Below are 17,202 nucleotides of genomic sequence, written 5' to 3' on the forward strand. Positions count from 1 at the left end.
TGGCTCGAACGGTATCGGGTGCCCGTCATATCAGTGATATCCCGTGCACGCGTTCCAACAAGCTGTGGGAACGATTACAGTGTGGTAAAGACTTACAGCAGCATACCGATAAAGTGGCAACGGTATTGTTACCCGTTGCGAAGATAGAAACCGGAGGCGATGAGCGCTCGTGCACGTTCTTGTTGTTCATGATTATGGCCCATTGGGGCGGGTATTGCTGGAGCGTTTAAGGAATACCTCGCTCCATGTCAGCCCGTTGCTGATCAGCGAGCTTGAAACCGCGGATCTTTCGGCGCTGGAAGGCTGGGTTCCCGACGACACTGATCTGATCGTGAACGCGCTTTGGCTTGCGGACCCTGAAAGTGCGGAAAAGAACCCCGAGTTGGCCCACAAGGCGTCGTTTTCGTTGCCTGTGGCACTGGCTGAGCACGCCTGTGAGCACAATATCGCGTTGTTGCAGTTGTCGTCTTCCTACGTGTTCGACGGCCGAAAGCAGAGTGCCTATATTGCCTCCAATCCCGGTCAGCCCTGTAACGAGCTGGGTAACTGGCAGTGGGAATGCGAACAGGCGCTGAGAACGTTGTTGCCGCGGCATATCATTCTGAGGACGGGCTGGAGCCTGGGGCGCTTTGTCCGCAAGGTGCAGTCCGTTGCCGCAGGGTCCGACACCATCAAGTTACCCGGTAAATGCCGTGGCCAACCTGTGACTGTCAGTGATCTTGCCCGGGTGATTACCGCGATTGTGCAGCAGATAGACTGTGGTGCGGAGGTGTGGGGCACCTATCAGTATGCCGGTGCGGAAGATATCTCTCTCTATGAGCTGGGGCTTGCAATCACCGGTTTGAGGGGTATTCCCGATGGTATCCGGGTGGTGGATGAAACGCCCGCATGGGCAACCCTGGAGCCCGCGAACGCCACCATGATCTGCACCAAGATCCGCAACACCTTTGGCGTCAAGCAGCTCCCGTGGCGTTCGGGGTTGGCCGAGGAGCTGGAGCTACTGTCCCTGAACGGCGGCAAGGAACTCACGGACGAGCCCACAAGCTAGGCTCGTCAGGAAGTCAGGCTTTTCCGAATACCAGCGAGGCATTGGTGCCGCCGAACCCGAAGCTGTTGGACATCACTGTATTCAGTGGCGCCGCTTTGGAATCAGGCCCCACAACCGGCATTCCGGCAATGGTGTCATCCAGGTTTGTCAGGTTTTTAGTGCCCGCAATAAATCCGTTCTGCAGCATGATCAGGGAATAGATCGCTTCATGAACACCCGATGCGCCTAAAGAGTGGCCGGATAGCGACTTTGTGGACGAAATCTGCGGCACTTTATCACCGAAGACGTTCCGTACCGCCTTCATCTCCGCCACATCGCCCACCGGCGTGCTGGTGCCGTGTGCATTGATGTAATCCACCGGTGTCTCAACCGTGGACAGCGCCTGTTGCATGCAACGCATGGCGCCTTCGCCAGAGGGGGCGACCATGTCGTGTCCGTCGGACGTGGCGCCATAACCGGTCAGCTCGGCAATAATGGGGGCACCGCGCTTGAGGGCATGCTCAAGCTCTTCCATTACCACCATGCCGCCACCCCCTGCGATAACGAATCCATCACGGCCGGCGTCGAAGGGTCTGGATGCAGTTTCCGGGGCATCGTTATACTTGGTGGACAAGGCGCCCATGGCGTCGAACAGCATGGTCAGGCTCCAGTCCTCTTCCTCGCCACCGCCAGCGAATACAATGTCCTGCTTGCCAGACTGGATCTGCTCCGCGGCGTGGCCAATACAGTGGGCGCTGGTGGCGCAGGCGGATGACATGGAGTAGTTCACGCCGCGAATTTTGAACGCGGTGGCCAGACAGGCCGACACGGTACTGGTCATGATCCGTGGCACCATGTAGGGCCCGATGCGTTTGACACCTTTTTCACGCATGATGTCGACGGCCTCCACCTGGCTGGCGCTGGACGCGCCGCCGGAGCCGGCAATCAGGCCGGTACGGTCATTGGAGACCAGATCGTCTGTCAATCGTGAGGACGCAATGGCCTGCTCCATGGCGAGGTAGCTGTACATCGCCGACTGGCCCATGAAGCGTCGGGTTTTACGGTCGATGACCGACGTATCCACATCAACAGAACCTGCCACCTGGCTGCGGAAGCCCATGTCACGATAGGTTTCATTGAACCGGATGCCCGATTTGCCGGCCTTGAGGCTTTCCAGCACCGCATCCGTGGAGTTGCCGAGGCAGGAAACAATGCCCATTCCGGTAACTACAACCCGTCTCATACTTTCCTCCTTAGCGGGGCCTGCACCGCGAACCGGGCCGGTCCCCTCTGTCTCTGACTATAACCATCAGTCTAGGCGCTTTGGCGCTGCGGCGATATTTGACCTTGGTAAGGTGCAAGAAGAGGCCAGGCGAGCTGGCATAGCCGTTACGTACAAGGCGGCGATCATGGACGTTGGTAAGATGGCGTTTATCAACAATAACCCGAGGGAGATTCACCGTGCGTTCACTGTCTCAATTTCTGCATGACTACGGCGACAGCCATCAGAACACCGTCAACCAGTGGGTCCATATTGCCTGCGTTCCGGCAATCCTGATATCAACACTGGGATTGTTCTGGCTGATACCGGTAGGCAGTTGGCTTGGCCTTTCTGGCTCTGGGGCCTATTGGGTCAACGGCGCCACGATTCTCGCGGGCTTGTCGGGTATCGTCTATCTGCGTTTGTCGCTTTGGGTGTTCGTATTGATGGCGGGCTGGTTTGTACTGTCTTTGTGGGCCATACAGAGTGTGCTGGCCAGCGGTCTGTCCCTGTTCTGGACCAGCCTTGTGGTCTGGATCGTTGCCTGGGCGGTCCAGGTGGTCGGCCATAAAATTGAAGGCAAGAAGCCGTCGTTCGTGGAAGACCTGGTGTTCCTGCTGATCGGGCCGATCTTCGTTAGCATCGAGTTTGCGGCGAAACTGGGCTTACCGGTACCTCATGCACAGGGTGGTCAAGACGGTGGGCGCCAGCCTCAGAGTCACTGAACCAAGGCTGCTTGAGGTATGCTTGCAGGGAAATGCAGAGTTGAGTGACACCATGCAGGCACCGCCCTTCAAAACGCCAACGATCGGTCAGGGCCACAAGGGCACCTTGTTTTTGTGGCAGGATCACTGGCAGGTACTCGGACAGTTGATGCCCAACCGCTCCCACCGCCACATAAGCGCTTCCTTGCTGGTGGGGCTCGACAGTCCCTTTCGGCTGGCTGTGGATGGTGAATGGCGGGAAACCCGCGCCGCCATCGTAGCCCCTGACGTTCCCCAGGCACTGGAGCCTGGGGAGGCCAGAATCTGGAGCGTCCAGCTCGACCCCGACAGCGTTTACTGGCGGTCCCTGAAATCCGTTACGGCAGGCATGGCCTCCACGGATCTTTCGTTGACCGGTGTGGGTCTGCCTGATCCCGGGGAGACAGACTGCGAGGCCATGGCCTGCGCGCTGGCAAGAGTGATCTCTCAGAGCGGGCACGCGCCCGTTGCGCTGGACGACCGTATAGCGGGCATTTGCAGGAAGCTGAGGGCAGAACTGCCGGAACGCCTGGAACTGAACTCTCTGGCTCAAAGTGTCGGGCTGTCCTCGTCACGGCTGACGCATCTGTTTCGCCAGGAAACGGGCGTGCCGCTGCGCCGCTTTCTCCTGCACCTGAAGATCAACCGGGCATTGGCGTTCTGGAAACCGGGTATATCCGTCTCCCGGTTGGCGACAGAGGCCGGGTTCTACGACCAGCCCCATCTGGTTCGCACGGCACGTGATATGTTCGACGCACTGCCGTCCGCCTATGTGGCGGCGGGATGGTTCAACGTATGCCGTTGTGGTCTCGATGATCAGGCTTTGTCGGATTTCTCGCGTTGACGTTCAGCCTCTTCCCGGGCTTCCTGCTCGACCATGGCGGGCGTCTCCAGCGAAATTCGCCCGAGCTTCCCGGAGCGGAATTCGTTAAGCAGTATTTCCGACACCTTGTGCAGGTCCGGAACCCCACCTCTCCCCAGGAACCGTCGTTTTTCCGCGATGCCGTCCATCAGTGCCAGGCCGTCCCGGGGCCTTTCTTCAAACCCGTAGCGCGCCATTGCCAGTTCGGGATACGCGTCCAGCAGGTAATCCGCCTCGAATAACGCCACGTCCTCAAACTCAATCACCGCACTGCGAATGGCGCCACTAATAGCCAGGCGGTATCCGCAGGCTTCCGGAGACAGCTTGGGCCAGAGAAACCCCGGTGTGTCATAGAGCAGAACGTTGTCTGGCAGTTTGATGGCCTGCTGCGCCCGGGTCACTGCGGGCTCATTTCCGGTCTTGGCCGCCGGCCGGCCCGCCATGGTATTGATCAGCGTGGACTTCCCGACATTGGGGATGCCCAGGATCATCACCCGCAGCGCCCGTTTCTGGCGATCATGATCCGGCGTCATTTCACCGGCCAGTCGCAGGATGTCGAGGGCTTCCGCGCGCTGGTTGTGGGTCATGGTGATGGCCCGAACGCCACGTTCCTTTTCCAGCCAGCCGAGCCATTGTTCGGTAATGGCCGGGTCAGCCAGGTCTCGCTTGTTAAGCACCTTGATGACGGGCGTATCGCCGCGCAGGGCAGGGACCAGCGGATTTTCGCTGCTGAACGGCAGGCGCGCGTCCACGACCTCGATAATGAGATCCATCTGGGGCATTACCTTTTTGATTTCCTTGCGGGCCTTGTGCATGTGCCCTGGAAACCAGTTAATGGCCATGGTTGATACTCCTGAAGTGGCTGAACGGCGCCATTATGGACGGGAATGACTAAATTTTCACATTTCTCTCAACCCGCCCATGGTGGGAGCTGAGGCATGCGAGGGTGTGAAGTATGTACAAAAAGAAGGGGGTTCGGGGTGAAATACCCGGTTGTTTTGATTTAGGGTGTAGGGCTCGAAAACCCAAAGCGACTTAAATAATCGATTAGTGGAGATTTCTATGAAGCTCGTGAAACTGTTCGGAATTGCCCTGATTGCTATCGGGCTGTCTTCTCCGGCGATGGCGCAGCAATCTGGCGGGCAGCCGGACCAGGTTGATCAGCTGGCTCAGATGGTTGGCTTGAGTGAAGACCAGCAGAAAGAAATTCGCGGCATCATTGAAGAGATGCAGGCTGAGATTCAGGAGCTTCAGGGCGAAGCCCAGCAACTGCAGCAGCAGATCCAGGCTCAGATCAAGCCGGATTACGACGAAGACGCGATTCGTGACAACGCCGAGAAGCTGGGTGATGTAACTGGCGAGATGACAGCAATGTCTACTCTGATGCAGGCCAAGGTGGATGCTGTGTTCACTCAGGAGCAGCGTGACGAGTTGAACAAGCGTATGCAGCAAATGCAGCAGCAGATGCAACAGCAGCGTCAGATGCAGCAGGGTATGCAGTAAACATCTGTTTTCCGGGTTAACCCCCGGAGCCCGAAAAAAACCGCCTTTGCCTCTGGCTTGGGCGGTTTTTTTGTGACTGTAGCCTGCTGGTTGGGAGTCAGGTCGCGGCGGGGCGGGGCTTCAGAAACACGCCCGTGAATACGTCCCTGTAGGGCTCGGTCGCGCCATCCCTGGCGCTCCACGGTTTCTGAAGGCCCGCCCCGCCGCTTTGTTCAACCTGGAAAATATCGCCTTACTCACGCGATATCACCGAGTCTGCAAGGAGCGCCGGTGTAGGCCCTTCCCGGAATGTCTTCGGCCAGGGAAGGCCGAAGTCAAGCGCACATGGATGTGCTCGTAGCGTTTCCGGGAAGGGCCTACATCGGTGCGACAATCACCAAATTGTGAAGGCTAGGAGAGTGTTACTCACAATTCAGCCCCGAACGGCTTAACCAGCACAATAAGCCGAGGCAACAACGTAAGCGCCCCCACCAGAGCCATAAACATGGCAAAGCCCGTAAACAACCCGAAGTAGATGGTCGGGATGAAATTCGACAGCACCAGGATCGAAAACCCGGTAATAATCGTCAGCGAGGTAAAGAACATCGCCTGCCCGATGCTGCGGTGGCAGCGGTGCATGGTGGCGAGGTAGTCGCCGTCTTTCTCAAATTCCGTCTTGAAACGGTGGATGTAGTGAATGGTATCGTCCACTGCGATCCCCACCGTGATGGCCGCCACCGTGATCGTCATCATATCCAGCGGAATGCCCAGCCACCCCATCAGGCCCAGCACCGAACCCGCCGCGATCAGGTTCGGGGCCATGCCGATCAGCGCCAGCTTTATCGACCGGAACAGGATCAGGAACATCACCATGATGGCCAGGAAGACAATGCCGATGGTCTTGATCTGCGAATCGAACAGGCTTTGCAGCATGTTGTTGTACATCACCGTCATGCCCGTAAGCTTCACCTGATCGTCCTCAAAGCCCATCTCTTCGGTGAGGTGAGTGCGGATGCGGTCCAGCAACGCCTGCCGGCGCAGGTCCGGGGAGGTCTCCAGGATGCGGATGCTGAAGCGGGCCTGGTCGTGTTCTTCGCTGATGTAGGGGGTCAGAAGAATGTCCTTCAGATCGTCCGGCACCGCCGAGGGTACGAACGCCAGTTCCAGGGCATTCAGGGGCTCGCCACCGTTAACCTGGGCAAGGATGTCCAGGGTGGTGTCGATGGACATGACCTTGCCGGTCTCTGGCAGGCTGTCCAGGTAGTCGTGAACCTTACCCAGGCGGTCCATCTTCTGATAGGTGAACCAGGTGTCCCGGTATTCCTCGGCACCCTCGCAGTCCTCCACAAACGGATCGCAATCACTGGCAAAGGGGTCGCCGCCGGCTTCGCTTTCGGGTGGTTTCTCGTCTGTGATTACCACATCCAGTGGGGTCGTGCCTCCCAGACGGTCATCAATGGTGATCATGCCCTGGTGGATTTCGGTGCTGGACTTGAAGTAGTCGATGAAGCTGTTTTCCACCGTCAGGCGGTTTAGGCCGATGACGCAGAGCACCGCGAGGATGGCGGAGCCGACTAGTACGGTTTTGCCGTAGTGCTCGGTAAACCGCGCAAACCAATCGGTAAAGGGAATTCGGTTGGAGCGAACCCGGTCGTCCACCGGCGGTGGCAGCAGTGCCAGCAGGGCCGGGAAGATGATAAATGTGATGAGGAAGGCCACGGTCAGGCCGATGGTCATCATCCAGCCAAAATCGATCACCGGGCGGATACCGCTGAAGGTAAGCGAGCCGAAAGCAACAATGGTGGTGATGGCCATGTAGAAGCAGGGTTTGATCATCGCCAGCAAGGTGTGCCGCAGCGTATCCCGTGATTCGGCTTCAGGGTCGTCGTGCTGGAACTCCCGATAGCGAACGATCAGGTGGATGGTCAGCGACAGGGTCATGATCAGCAGCAACGACACGAAATTGGATGAGATCACCGTGACTGGCCATTGCGCCCAGCTCAGGTAACCAATCACCAGCCACACCGTAAAGCTGCAGCACAACAGTGGCACCAGCACCCAGCGCCACTGGCGGAAAATGATTGCCAGGGTCAACAGCAGGAAGATCAGCACACCAACACCGAAGGTGGACAGGTCGTTCTGGATGAAACGGATCATGTCGGCAACGATCATGGGTACGCCGCCCAGGTAGATCTCGGCGCGGTCACGGTAGCTGTCGAGGATGCCCCTGACCCGTTTGATGGTGCGGTCCCTTTCCTCGCCCTGGGCCTCGGTGAACTCGATGAATGCCTGGCTGACGGTTTCCAGTCTTTGCTGTTCTTCTGCCGAGGCTTGGCCGCTCTGCACTTTATCCCGCAGCTCGTTGCGCTCCCGGAGCAGTTCAAAATAGCGCTCGGGAGTGGGCAGGTTCACCTGTATCGCAGTGGTGCGCGCGTCTTCGCTGATCAGCAGGTTCGGGTAGAGCGGATTGTTGAGTAGCGCTTTTTTGGCGGTGTCCGGCGCAACGTCATCCTCGTCAATGGTCTGGATTTCTGAGTCGACGGTGTCCAGGGTCAGGTCCGGGCTGTGGAGCAGGGGGACGTTGAGGATGCTGTTGGTGGAGCTGACATTCTCCAGGGCTGCGAGCTCATCTCGCAACGACGCCAGCAACGCCAGGCCCTCGTTGCTGAACAATTCCTGGTCCGGCGTGTAGGTGACAACGAGAAAATCGTCAGAGGTGGTGAAGCGGCGATTCACTTCCCGGTACTGCTCCAGGGAGCGATCATCCTCAAGAACCAGCGACTCGGCCGACGCATCCAGCCGGAACTGGTCCAGCCGCAGGCTGGCGATCAACAGCAGGGCGCCAAACAGCAGAAGTACCAGAACAGGACGGGGGAAAATCAGCCGGTCATAGAAAGATCGAAGCCAGGACATCGTAAGAATTACCCTACACAGTGAAAGCGAGTGCAGAGTGTGCCACAAACTGTCCGTCGACGGTGCCCCTGTTTGAGGTCTATTCCAGGGAATTGATCAGTGGTTCAGTCTACCGCTTTGACCGGAATCTGCTGGGCGTTGGAGGAAGCAGGTACGTCTGGCACCGCAAGGCCCAGGTTGTTCTTTTCGAACACGCGATCGGCACGGTAGCTGGAGCGCACCATGGGGCCCGACGGCACTTCCATGAAACCTTTTTCCAGGCCAATCTCGCGGTAGCGATTGAAGTCGTCCGGGGTTACGTACTTTTCCACCGGCAAGTGGTTCTGAGTGGGGCGCAGATACTGGCCCAGGGTCAGTATATCGACGCCGATAGCCCGCAGGTCGTCCATGGTTTCGAGGATTTCCTCTTCGGTTTCACCGAGGCCCAGCATCAGGCTGGTCTTGGTGAGCACGTCCGGACGGTATTGCTTGGCGTGCGCCAGTACGCTGAGGGTTTTCTCGTAGCCGGCGCGGGGGTCCCGCACGCGAGTGGTCAGGCGCTTCACGGTTTCCACGTTCTGTGCGAAAACGTCCAGGCCCGAGTCCACGACCTTCTCAACGTGCGCCATGACGGCGTCAAAGTCAGGTGTCAGGGCTTCCACTGCGACATGGGGAGTGCGCTGCTTGATGGCGGACACGCAGGCTGCGTAGTGAGCGGCGCCGCCGTCGTCCAGATCGTCCCGGTCTACGGAGGTTAGTACGATATAGCGCAGGCCCATGAGTTCAACGGATTTCGCGGTATTTTCCGGTTCCTCATGGTCCAGCCAGCCTTTGGGGTTGCCGGTATCAACGGCGCAGAAGCGGCAGGCGCGGGTGCACACGGAGCCCATCACCATAATGGTGGCGGTACCGTTGGCCCAGCATTCGCCGATGTTCGGGCAATGGGATTCCTGGCAGACCGTGCTCAGCCGGTGTTCGCTGACGTTCTTGCGCACCGCTTCATAGCGCTCGCCGCCGGGCATGCGTGCACGCAGCCAGGACGGTTTACGCTGGGTTTTGGTGTCGATGATGCCCGAGCCCGAGCGCTTGATGCCATCCTTGATCGCTGAGAATCCATGTTCGTTGCGGAACTTTGAACCACTGGTGACGCGTGATTTGGCACTGTCGCTCATTACTGGGGGACTCTCTTCTCGGCGGCGGATAAAAGGCTTGGCTGACCCTAAAGGGTAATCTGCGCCGGCGGAGGATACAAGGCAGGTACGGACAATCACGGGGGTTCCGGGCACGACTTTCGTCGTACCCGGCAATCACATCAGGCGGTTGCTTTGTCCAGCGCCTGGCTGATATCGGCAATGATGTCATCCACGTGTTCGATGCCAATGGACAGGCGCACCAGATCCTCACTGACACCCGCACTTGCCAGTTCCTCCGGATTGAGCTGCCGGTGTGTCGTTGTGGCGGGGTGACAGGCCAGGGATTTGGCATCACCAATGTTGACCAGGCGGTAGATCAGTTGCAGGGCATCGATGAATTTCGCGCCATTCTCAAGCCCGCCGGTGATGCCGAAACTGAGAATGCCTGACGCACGGCCGCCGCAGATTTTGTCGCAGGTGGCTTTGTAGGGGCTGTCGTCCAGGGTGGCATAGTTTACCCATTCCACCGACGGATGGTTTTGCAGGAAATTGGCCACTTTTTCGGCGTTTTCACAGTGTCTTTCCATGCGCAGGCCGAGTGTTTCAAGGCCCTGCATGATCAAAAAGGCATTGAACGGAGCCAGAGCGGCGCCGGTATTGCGCAGGGGAACCACGCGGCAGCGCCCGATGAAAGCCGCTGCGCCAAGGGCTTCGGTATAGACCACGCCGTGGTAGGACGGGTCCGGCTCGTTGAGCATGGGGAACTTCGCCTTGTTGGCGGCCCAGTCGAACTTCCCGGAGTCGACCACCACACCCGCTACGGTGGTGCCGTGGCCGCCGATGTATTTGGTCAGCGAGTGCACCACGATGTCTGCACCGTGTTCGAAGGGCCGGCACAGGAAAGGCGTTGCCACGGTGTTGTCGACGATCAGCGGAATGCCGTGTTTGTGGGCAATGTCCGCCCAGCGCTGGATATCAACCACATTACCGGCCGGGTTGCCAATGGATTCGCAGAACAGGGCGCGGGTATTGTCATCAATGGCTTTCTCCACCGCGTCAAAATCATCGTGTCGTACCATGCGGCAGTTGATGCCCTGGTTCGGCAGCGAGTGGGCGAACAGATTGTAGGTGCCGCCATAGAGCTGGCCGGTGCTGACAATGTTATTCCCCACTTTGCAGATGGTCTGGAGCGAGTAAAGGATGGCCGCCATGCCCGAGGCTACTGCGAGCGCACCCACACCACCTTCAAGCTGCGCCATACGTTCCTCCAGTACGGCGTTGGTGGGGTTCATGATGCGCGTGTAGATGTTGCCCTGTACCTTCAGGTCAAACAGGTCCGCACCGTGTTGGGTGTCGTCGAACGTGTAGGAGGTGGTCTGGTAGATGGGCGTGGTCGCGGCGTTGGTTGTCGGATCGCCGTTGAAGCCAGCGTGAAGGGCGAGAGTTTCCGGTTTCATGGTTGAGCATCCCTTTTATCAAGCGTTGTTGTTGAGGTCGAACATCCCGATTGAGTATGCCACAGGCACAGGAACGTGAGCATTGTTTCATGTTGACCCTCATCGGCTTGTGACTTCCGTGTTTCCGCGCTAGGTTCGAACAGATATGACAGCCACAAACCTGCAAATAACAACAGGCATCATCCGCCAGACAACAACGCCCCCCCTTGGCTCCAAGACGAGGGCCGCTTGGGCCGTCCTGCTTTCCCTGTTTCTGATCGCTTGCAGTGATGATTATCCGGAAGATGATGGTGGGCGGGCCCCAGCCGGCGCTGATGTAAACGCTCCGAAAAGCCGTCTGCTGGAACATCCGGAAACCGGTGAGAGACTGGCCGAAAGGCAGGTGCTTGTTCGTGGCAATGCCAGTGAACCTGCTTCCCTGGACCCCCAGCTGGTCCAGGACAGCGTGGGTGGCGCCATCGTGGTTGACCTGTTCGAAGGGTTGACCCGCAGCGGCCCTAGAGGGGATACCGAACCGGCGATGGCGACGTCCTGGGCCTCATCGAACAATAACTTGACCTGGACATTCCAGCTCCGTGAAGACGGCCGCTGGAGCGATGGCAGTCGCGTTACCGCCCAGGATTTCGTGTATGGGTGGCGCCGGGCGGTCGACCCGGAGGTAGGCTCAAACTATGCGTATTACATCGAGTCTGCCGGGGTGGCCAATGCCGGCGAGATCATCGCAGGGGAAAAGACACCGGATACGCTGGGTGTGCGCGCTGTCGACGACTTCACCTTCGAGGTGACCCTGGACGAGCCGATCACCTACCTGCCGGATATGACCGTCCACTACACGATGTTTCCTGCCCCCCGCCAGGCCATCGAGGCCCACGGCGAGGACTGGACCAGGCCTGGCAAGATGGTTTCCAACGGAGCCTATACGTTGAACGCCTGGCATATCGGCGAGAAGCTGGTGGCGGCTCGCAATCCCCGCTACTGGGGGGATGACAGCACCATCATCGACCGGGTGGTTTACCTGCCGATCGAATCTTCGTCCGCCGAGCTTCAGCGCTACGCCAGTGGCGAGCTGCACATGACCTCCACGGTGCCGGTGTCCCAGATGGCCCGGTTGAAAAAAGAGCGGCCCAAAGAGTTGGTGATGGTACCCAGCATGGCCACGTACATGTATGCGTTCAACGTCAACAGGCCGCCCTTTGACGACGTGAGAGTGCGTCGGGCGCTGACCTACGCCATTGACCGCAATATCATCGTCAGCTACATCACCCGGGGCAACCAGATGCCGGCATTCACACTGACACCGCCCTACGTCAGCGGTTTCGACTTCCGGCAGCCGGAGTACGCTACCTGGTCCCAGACCCGCCGCGACGAAGAGGCGCGCGAAGCCCTTGAGGAAGCCGGCTACAATGAAGACAACCCACTGGAATTCGAACTGCTCTACAACACCGACGAGAGCCACAAGGCGCTGGCCATCGTGGTCAGCCAGATGTGGAAAGAGAAGCTGGGGGCAAAGGTCACCATCAGCAATCTGGAGTGGAAAACCTTCCTCTCCGAGAAGCAGGCTGGCAACTATGGTATCGCCCGGTTTGGCTGGAAAGGGGATTACAACGAAGCCTCCACCTTCCTGACCCTGCTAACCAGCGATAGTGGTAATAACGACGGCGGCTGGAGCAATGAAACATACGACCAGTTGCTGCTGGATGCCCGTTCCAGCGACGACCCTAATCCCTACTATGTCAGGGCCGAGGAGATCCTGTGGCAGGCGTTTCCGGTGGTGCCGGTGTACTTCAACACCACGGTGGCGCTGGTGAGCCCGTCCCTGAAGGGCTATCCGGAGAAGAATCCCCGTAACATTGTTTACAGCAAGGATATGTACATCACTGCGGACTGAGGGAAGCCATGTTCAGTTTTATCATCAGGCGTCTGGCGGTAGCGGTACCAACCATTCTGGCGTTGATCACTGTCTCGTTCGTGCTGATGCACGCGGCACCTGGCGGCCCGTTTACCAACGAGCGTAATGTGCCGGAAGCGGTGATGGAAAACATCGAGGCCAAATACAACCTGGATAAGCCCCTGTGGCAGCAGTACCTCATTTACGTGGGCAACGTCGCCCAGGGCGACCTGGGGCCCTCGTTTCGTTATAAGGACTTCACGGTCAATGAGCTGATCGAATCCAGCTTTCCCCGGTCCGCCTACATCGGTGCCTGGTCCTTCCTGTTCGTGGTTGTGTTCGGGGTGGGGCTGGGTGTGGTTGCGGCCCTGAAACAAAACCGTTGGCCGGACTATACGGTGATGACCGCCGCCATGACCGGGGTGGTGTTCCCCAATTTCGTGATGGCGCCGTTGCTGGTGCTGCTGTTTGCCGTCACGTTGCGCTGGTTGCCTGCCGGCGGCTGGGAAGGCGGTCAGGTGGAATACATCGTGCTGCCGATCATCGCCATGGCGACGTCCTACATTGCGCAGGTGGCGCGGATTACCCGTAGCAGCATGATAGAGACCCTGCGCAGTCCGTTCATCCGCACCGCCCGAGCCAAGGGCATTCCCCGCCACAAGATCGTATTGCGTCATGCCCTCAAGCCCGCGTTGATTCCGGTGGTGTCGTACCTTGGGCCGGCTTTCGTGGGCATCATCACCGGTTCGGTGATCATTGATCAGGTATTTTCCACGGGCGGCATTGGCCAGCACTTCGTCAACGGTGCCATCAACCGGGACTACTCACTGATTCTCGGGGTCACCATTCTGGTGGGCGTACTGACCATCGTCTTTAACGCGGCGGTGGATATTCTCTATACCTGGCTGGACCCGAGGGTGCGTTACTGATGTTTTTCTCCGACAAACATGCGGGCATGGGCGAACTGGCGGACACCCTTGCGGAAGACGCCTACACCGAAGGCCGCAGCCTGTGGCGTGACGCGCGACGGCGTTTTATGAACCACCGTGCGGCGGTGGCTAGCCTGGTCGTGCTGGCACTGTTGCTGTTGTTCGCGGCCTTCGGCCAGTACCTGTCACCCTGGGATAACGAGTCCATCGACTGGGCCAGTTTGCCAAACCTGGATGAAGATGGCTTGCCCAGCCTGGCGAGCCAGCACTATTTCGGTCTTGATCCCATCGGCCGGGACCTCTACCAACGCACTGTGCAGGGCAGCCGTATTTCCCTCATGGTCGGCGTTCTCGGAGCGCTGACGGCGGTGGTCATCGGCACGCTTTATGGGGCCATTTCCGGTTACGTGGGTGGCCGTACCGACGCCATCATGATGCGGACGCTCGAAGTGCTCAGCGCCTTTCCCTTCATGTTCCTGGTGATCGTTCTGATGGCGGTGTTCGGGCGCAATGTACTGCTCATTTTCGTAGCCATCGGCGCGGTGAGCTGGCTGAATATGGCCCGGATTGTGCGGGGCCAGACTCTGAGCCTGAAGCGCAAGGAGTACATTGAGGCCGCCATGTCCGTCGGTGTGCATCCCTTCCTGATCGTGCTCCGTCACATCGTGCCCAATGTGCTGGGCGTGGTGGTTGTTTATGCAACCCTGCTGGTGCCGGAGATGATCCTGTTCGAATCCTTTATCTCGTTCCTGGGGCTTGGGGTGTCGGAACCCTACACCTCATGGGGTGCGCTGATTTCCGAAGGCGCGGACGCCATGTGGACCGCGCCATGGACCCTGATTTTCCCGATGCTGATGCTGGTGCTCACCCTGTTCTGTTTCAATTTTCTCGGCGACGGGCTGCGGGATGCCCTTGACCCTAAAGACCGCTGAGCCGGCAGGAACTCGATCTATGGCAATGCTGGAAGTCAATAATCTCGAAGTGGCCTTCGATACACCGGATGGCACCTTGCAGGCAGTGAGGGGGCTCAGCTACCAGTTGGAGGCTGGGCAGACTCTGGGCATCGTGGGTGAGTCCGGCGCGGGTAAAAGCCAGGGGGTATTTGCGCTGATGGGCCTGCTCCCGGACAACGCCCGGGTCAATGGCGAGGTGATCTTTGAAGGCGAGCCACTGCTTAACTTGCCGGAAAAGCGGATGAATCAGATCCGTGCGGCCCGCATCGGCATGATTTTCCAGGACCCGATGACGTCCCTGAACCCGTTCATGAAAGTCAGCGACCAGCTCATCGAAGTGCTGGTGCAACACAAAGGCATCAGCCGCAAACAGGCTCTTCAGGAATCCCTGCAGATGCTGGAAGCGGTTCGTATCCCCGAGGCCCGCAACCGAATTCATTGTTACCCCCATGAATTCTCCGGGGGTATGCGTCAACGGGTCATGATCGCCATGTCCCTGTTGTGCCGGCCGCGCCTGCTGATTGCGGACGAACCCACCACCGCCCTGGATGTTACGGTACAGGCTCAGGTGATGGACTTGTTGCAGGAGCTGCAACAGGAATTCAGTACCGCGATTATCCTGATCACCCACGACCTGGGCGTAGTGGCCGGAAGCTGCGACCAGACATTGGTGATGTACGGTGGCCAGATGATGGAATTCGCTGCCACCCGGGACCTGTTCCGGGATCCCTCCCATCCCTATACCAAAGGCCTGATGGGCGCCATTCCGCGTATTGATGAGCAGATGGATGAACTGGTCACCATCCCCGGCAACCCGCCCAACCTGATGAACCTGCCGCCGGGCTGTCCATTCTGCGACCGTTGCCCCGTGGCGGAGCCGCGCTGCTATCACGAACTCGACCCACCGGAGCGATTCGGGGCAGAGCGGATTCGCGTATGCAATCTGCCAAGGGAGGCGATTCGATGAGCGAACAACAGCGCCTGCTGACGGTGGAAAACCTGCGGGTTACCTTCGACATCATGCCTCGCAACGCCTGGCCCTGGACCCGGCCGCAGCCACTAAAAGCGGTGAACAACGTCAGCTTCACCCTCAACGAGGGCGAAACCCTCGGCATCGTGGGAGAGTCCGGCTGCGGCAAGTCCACCCTGGCAAGGGCCATCATGGGCATGGTGCCCAGCCAGGCGGGAAAGGTGGTGTGGTTGGGCGAGGACCTGCGGGGGCTCAACCTGAAACAACTGCGCAAGCGTCGCCAACGCCTGCAGATGGTGTTCCAGGATCCGCTTGCCTCTCTGTCGCCACGAATGACCGTCGGCGACATCATTGCTGAGCCCCTGCGTACCCACTACCCGGATATCAAGGGCGCCGAGCTGAGGGAGAAAGTGGATGCCATCATGGATCGCGTTGGCCTGCACCCTCACCAGAAAAACCGTTACCCCCACGAATTCTCCGGTGGCCAGTGCCAGCGGGTGGGCATTGCCCGGGCGTTGATACTGGAGCCGAAACTGATCATCTGCGACGAGCCCGTCTCCGCCCTCGATGTGTCGGTACAGGCTCAGGTGATTAATCTGCTCAAAAACCTGCAGCGGGACATGGGCCTGTCATTGATCTTCATTGCTCACGACCTGAGCGTGGTCAAACACATCAGTGACCGGGTGATGGTGCTGTACCTGGGCAATGTGGCCGAAAACGCCCCCCGTGCTGAACTGTTCGCCAACCCCCGGCACCCTTACACTCAGGCCCTGATGGCCGCGGTGCCGATCCCGGACCCGGAGAGGGAACGGGCCAAGCCCCCGGCGGAACTGGAAGGCGACCTGCCGTCGCCGATGAATCCCCCCAGCGGCTGCGTGTTTCGTACACGATGCCCGCTGGCGACGGACTATTGCAGTAGGGAAGTGCCGGCACTGGAAGACAAAACCGGGGCAGGGCATTGGGTGGCCTGTCACTACGTAGAGCGACGGGAATCGTAATAAAGTGTGGAAACGATGTCGAAATTCGCAACGCTGATCCGACAAGAAGGTAACAGGGCACTAACAACCTGTTTCTACCACCTACAATCTGGAGAGCGTGAACCATGACATCAATGATTTTTGTAAACCTGCCGGTAAAAGACCTCAATGCTTCCATGGCCTTCTACGAGGCGCTTGGTTTCAGGAACAACCCCCAGTTCACCGACGATACTGCCGCATGCATGGTCTGGAGTGAGGCCATTCACGTCATGTTGCTCACCCACGACAAATGGCGCACATTTACTGACCGCCCAATTCCGCCGACCACCTCCAGCGAGGTGATGCTGGCCATCTCCTGCAACAACCGCGAAGCCGTCGACGCGATGAATAATGCTGCCGCTGACAACGGCGGCGTTGCAGACATCAACCCGTTACAGGACCTGGGGTTCATGTATAACAGAAATCTCGCCGACCCGGACGGGCACGTATGGGAAGCCATGTGGATGGACCCCACAGCGATTCCCGGAGCCAATGACGAAGGCCAGGGAAGTGCCGGTGCTTGACGGCAAGACCAGGCCGGGCACTGGGTGGCCTGTCATTACGTGGAGCGCGAGGAAAAATTGAACTA

15 protein-coding genes are annotated in these 17,202 nt (G+C 58.8%); 10 read left to right on the forward strand and 5 right to left on the reverse strand.

Annotated elements, in window-relative coordinates; genetic code table 11:
- Positions 1-169: 169 nt before the first annotated feature.
- The gene (locus AAGD24_RS05580) at positions 170-1,048 is read left to right on the forward strand and encodes a sugar nucleotide-binding protein (protein ID WP_075194950.1); all 879 of its coding nucleotides are present in this window, start codon (positions 170-172) and stop codon (positions 1,046-1,048) included.
- 13 nt (positions 1,049-1,061) lie between these two features.
- On the opposite strand, the gene fabB is transcribed toward AAGD24_RS05580, so the two are convergent.
- Positions 1,062-2,270, reverse strand: a complete 1,209-nt coding sequence (gene fabB / locus AAGD24_RS05585) for a beta-ketoacyl-ACP synthase I (RefSeq protein WP_075194951.1) — start codon at positions 2,268-2,270, stop codon at positions 1,062-1,064.
- 218 nt (positions 2,271-2,488) lie between these two features.
- Here fabB and AAGD24_RS05590 point away from each other — a divergent pair, with 218 nt between their 5' ends.
- Together AAGD24_RS05590 and AAGD24_RS05595 are read left to right on the forward strand one after the other, a co-directional pair.
- On the forward strand, positions 2,489-3,013 hold the full coding sequence (locus AAGD24_RS05590) for a DUF962 domain-containing protein (protein WP_199448256.1): 525 nt from the start codon (positions 2,489-2,491) through the stop codon (positions 3,011-3,013).
- A gap of 40 nt (positions 3,014-3,053) precedes the next feature.
- A complete protein-coding gene (locus AAGD24_RS05595) occupies positions 3,054-3,875 on the forward strand; it encodes a helix-turn-helix transcriptional regulator (protein ID WP_379866795.1) in 822 nt (273 codons plus the stop codon).
- Here AAGD24_RS05595 and ylqF read toward each other — a convergent pair.
- A complete protein-coding gene (ylqF, locus tag AAGD24_RS05600; RefSeq protein ID WP_041333456.1) occupies positions 3,848-4,735 on the reverse strand; it encodes a ribosome biogenesis GTPase YlqF in 888 nt (295 codons plus the stop codon). The genes AAGD24_RS05595 and ylqF overlap by 28 nt on opposite strands.
- A gap of 220 nt (positions 4,736-4,955) precedes the next feature.
- On the opposite strand from ylqF, the gene AAGD24_RS05605 reads away from it, so the two are divergent.
- Complete coding sequence (locus AAGD24_RS05605; RefSeq protein ID WP_036203929.1) at positions 4,956-5,396, forward strand: Spy/CpxP family protein refolding chaperone; 441 nt, start codon at positions 4,956-4,958, stop codon at positions 5,394-5,396.
- Between the two features lie 405 nt (positions 5,397-5,801).
- Here the strand turns inward: AAGD24_RS05605 and AAGD24_RS05610 are convergent, their stop codons facing one another.
- The 3 genes from AAGD24_RS05610 to AAGD24_RS05620 all read right to left on the reverse strand — a co-directional run bounded on the left by AAGD24_RS05610 (position 5,802) and on the right by AAGD24_RS05620 (position 10,857).
- The gene (locus AAGD24_RS05610) at positions 5,802-8,288 is read right to left on the reverse strand and encodes an RND family transporter (RefSeq protein WP_379866797.1); all 2,487 of its coding nucleotides are present in this window, start codon (positions 8,286-8,288) and stop codon (positions 5,802-5,804) included.
- Positions 8,289-8,392: 104 nt separating this feature from the next.
- On the reverse strand, positions 8,393-9,439 hold the full coding sequence (gene lipA, locus AAGD24_RS05615) for a lipoyl synthase (RefSeq protein WP_075194954.1): 1,047 nt from the start codon (positions 9,437-9,439) through the stop codon (positions 8,393-8,395).
- A gap of 140 nt (positions 9,440-9,579) precedes the next feature.
- Complete coding sequence (locus tag AAGD24_RS05620; protein ID WP_036203937.1) at positions 9,580-10,857, reverse strand: O-acetylhomoserine aminocarboxypropyltransferase/cysteine synthase family protein; 1,278 nt, start codon at positions 10,855-10,857, stop codon at positions 9,580-9,582.
- Positions 10,858-11,002: 145 nt separating this feature from the next.
- Here AAGD24_RS05620 and AAGD24_RS05625 point away from each other — a divergent pair, with 145 nt between their 5' ends.
- The 6 genes from AAGD24_RS05625 (at position 11,003) to AAGD24_RS05650 (ending at position 17,137) form a co-directional block, all read left to right on the forward strand.
- The gene (locus tag AAGD24_RS05625; protein ID WP_075194955.1) at positions 11,003-12,745 is read left to right on the forward strand and encodes a peptide ABC transporter substrate-binding protein; all 1,743 of its coding nucleotides are present in this window, start codon (positions 11,003-11,005) and stop codon (positions 12,743-12,745) included.
- An 8-nt stretch (positions 12,746-12,753) separates the two neighbouring features.
- On the forward strand, positions 12,754-13,674 hold the full coding sequence (gene oppB, locus AAGD24_RS05630) for an oligopeptide ABC transporter permease OppB (protein ID WP_036203943.1): 921 nt from the start codon (positions 12,754-12,756) through the stop codon (positions 13,672-13,674).
- Positions 13,674-14,606, forward strand: coding sequence for an oligopeptide ABC transporter permease OppC (gene oppC, locus AAGD24_RS05635; protein WP_379866800.1), 933 nt, complete (start codon positions 13,674-13,676; stop codon positions 14,604-14,606). Before oppB ends, oppC begins: the two co-directional genes overlap by 1 nt.
- 19 nt (positions 14,607-14,625) lie before the next feature.
- On the forward strand, positions 14,626-15,594 hold the full coding sequence (locus AAGD24_RS05640; protein WP_379866802.1) for an oligopeptide/dipeptide ABC transporter ATP-binding protein: 969 nt from the start codon (positions 14,626-14,628) through the stop codon (positions 15,592-15,594).
- A complete protein-coding gene (locus AAGD24_RS05645; RefSeq protein WP_379866803.1) occupies positions 15,591-16,595 on the forward strand; it encodes an oligopeptide/dipeptide ABC transporter ATP-binding protein in 1,005 nt (334 codons plus the stop codon). The genes AAGD24_RS05640 and AAGD24_RS05645 overlap by 4 nt, the downstream gene beginning before the upstream one ends.
- Positions 16,596-16,699: 104 nt before the next feature.
- Entirely contained in the window at positions 16,700-17,137 is a 438-nt protein-coding gene (locus tag AAGD24_RS05650) for a VOC family protein (RefSeq protein ID WP_091644368.1), read from the forward strand.
- Positions 17,138-17,202 lie beyond the last annotated feature (65 nt).

The sequence above is a fragment of the Marinobacter sp. M5B genome, assembly GCF_042604615.1.
Classification (GTDB): Bacteria; Pseudomonadota; Gammaproteobacteria; order Pseudomonadales; family Oleiphilaceae; genus Marinobacter; species Marinobacter salarius.

What these genes read in the sequence shown, in the direction of transcription:
- fabB (WP_075194951.1), bottom strand. Translation starts at nt 2,270, where the DNA reads ATGAGACGGGTTGTAGTTACCGGAATGGGCATTGTTTCCTGCCTCGGC.
- ylqF (WP_041333456.1), bottom strand. Translation starts at nt 4,735, where the DNA reads ATGGCCATTAACTGGTTTCCAGGGCACATGCACAAGGCCCGCAAGGAA.
- AAGD24_RS05605 (WP_036203929.1), top strand. Translation starts at nt 4,956, where the DNA reads ATGAAGCTCGTGAAACTGTTCGGAATTGCCCTGATTGCTATCGGGCTG.
- AAGD24_RS05610 (WP_379866797.1), bottom strand. Translation starts at nt 8,288, where the DNA reads ATGTCCTGGCTTCGATCTTTCTATGACCGGCTGATTTTCCCCCGTCCT.
- lipA (WP_075194954.1), bottom strand. Translation starts at nt 9,439, where the DNA reads ATGAGCGACAGTGCCAAATCACGCGTCACCAGTGGTTCAAAGTTCCGC.
- AAGD24_RS05620 (WP_036203937.1), bottom strand. Translation starts at nt 10,857, where the DNA reads ATGAAACCGGAAACTCTCGCCCTTCACGCTGGCTTCAACGGCGATCCG.
- AAGD24_RS05625 (WP_075194955.1), top strand. Translation starts at nt 11,003, where the DNA reads ATGACAGCCACAAACCTGCAAATAACAACAGGCATCATCCGCCAGACA.
- oppB (WP_036203943.1), top strand. Translation starts at nt 12,754, where the DNA reads ATGTTCAGTTTTATCATCAGGCGTCTGGCGGTAGCGGTACCAACCATT.
- oppC (WP_379866800.1), top strand. Translation starts at nt 13,674, where the DNA reads ATGTTTTTCTCCGACAAACATGCGGGCATGGGCGAACTGGCGGACACC.
- AAGD24_RS05640 (WP_379866802.1), top strand. Translation starts at nt 14,626, where the DNA reads ATGGCAATGCTGGAAGTCAATAATCTCGAAGTGGCCTTCGATACACCG.
- AAGD24_RS05645 (WP_379866803.1), top strand. Translation starts at nt 15,591, where the DNA reads ATGAGCGAACAACAGCGCCTGCTGACGGTGGAAAACCTGCGGGTTACC.
- AAGD24_RS05650 (WP_091644368.1), top strand. Translation starts at nt 16,700, where the DNA reads ATGACATCAATGATTTTTGTAAACCTGCCGGTAAAAGACCTCAATGCT.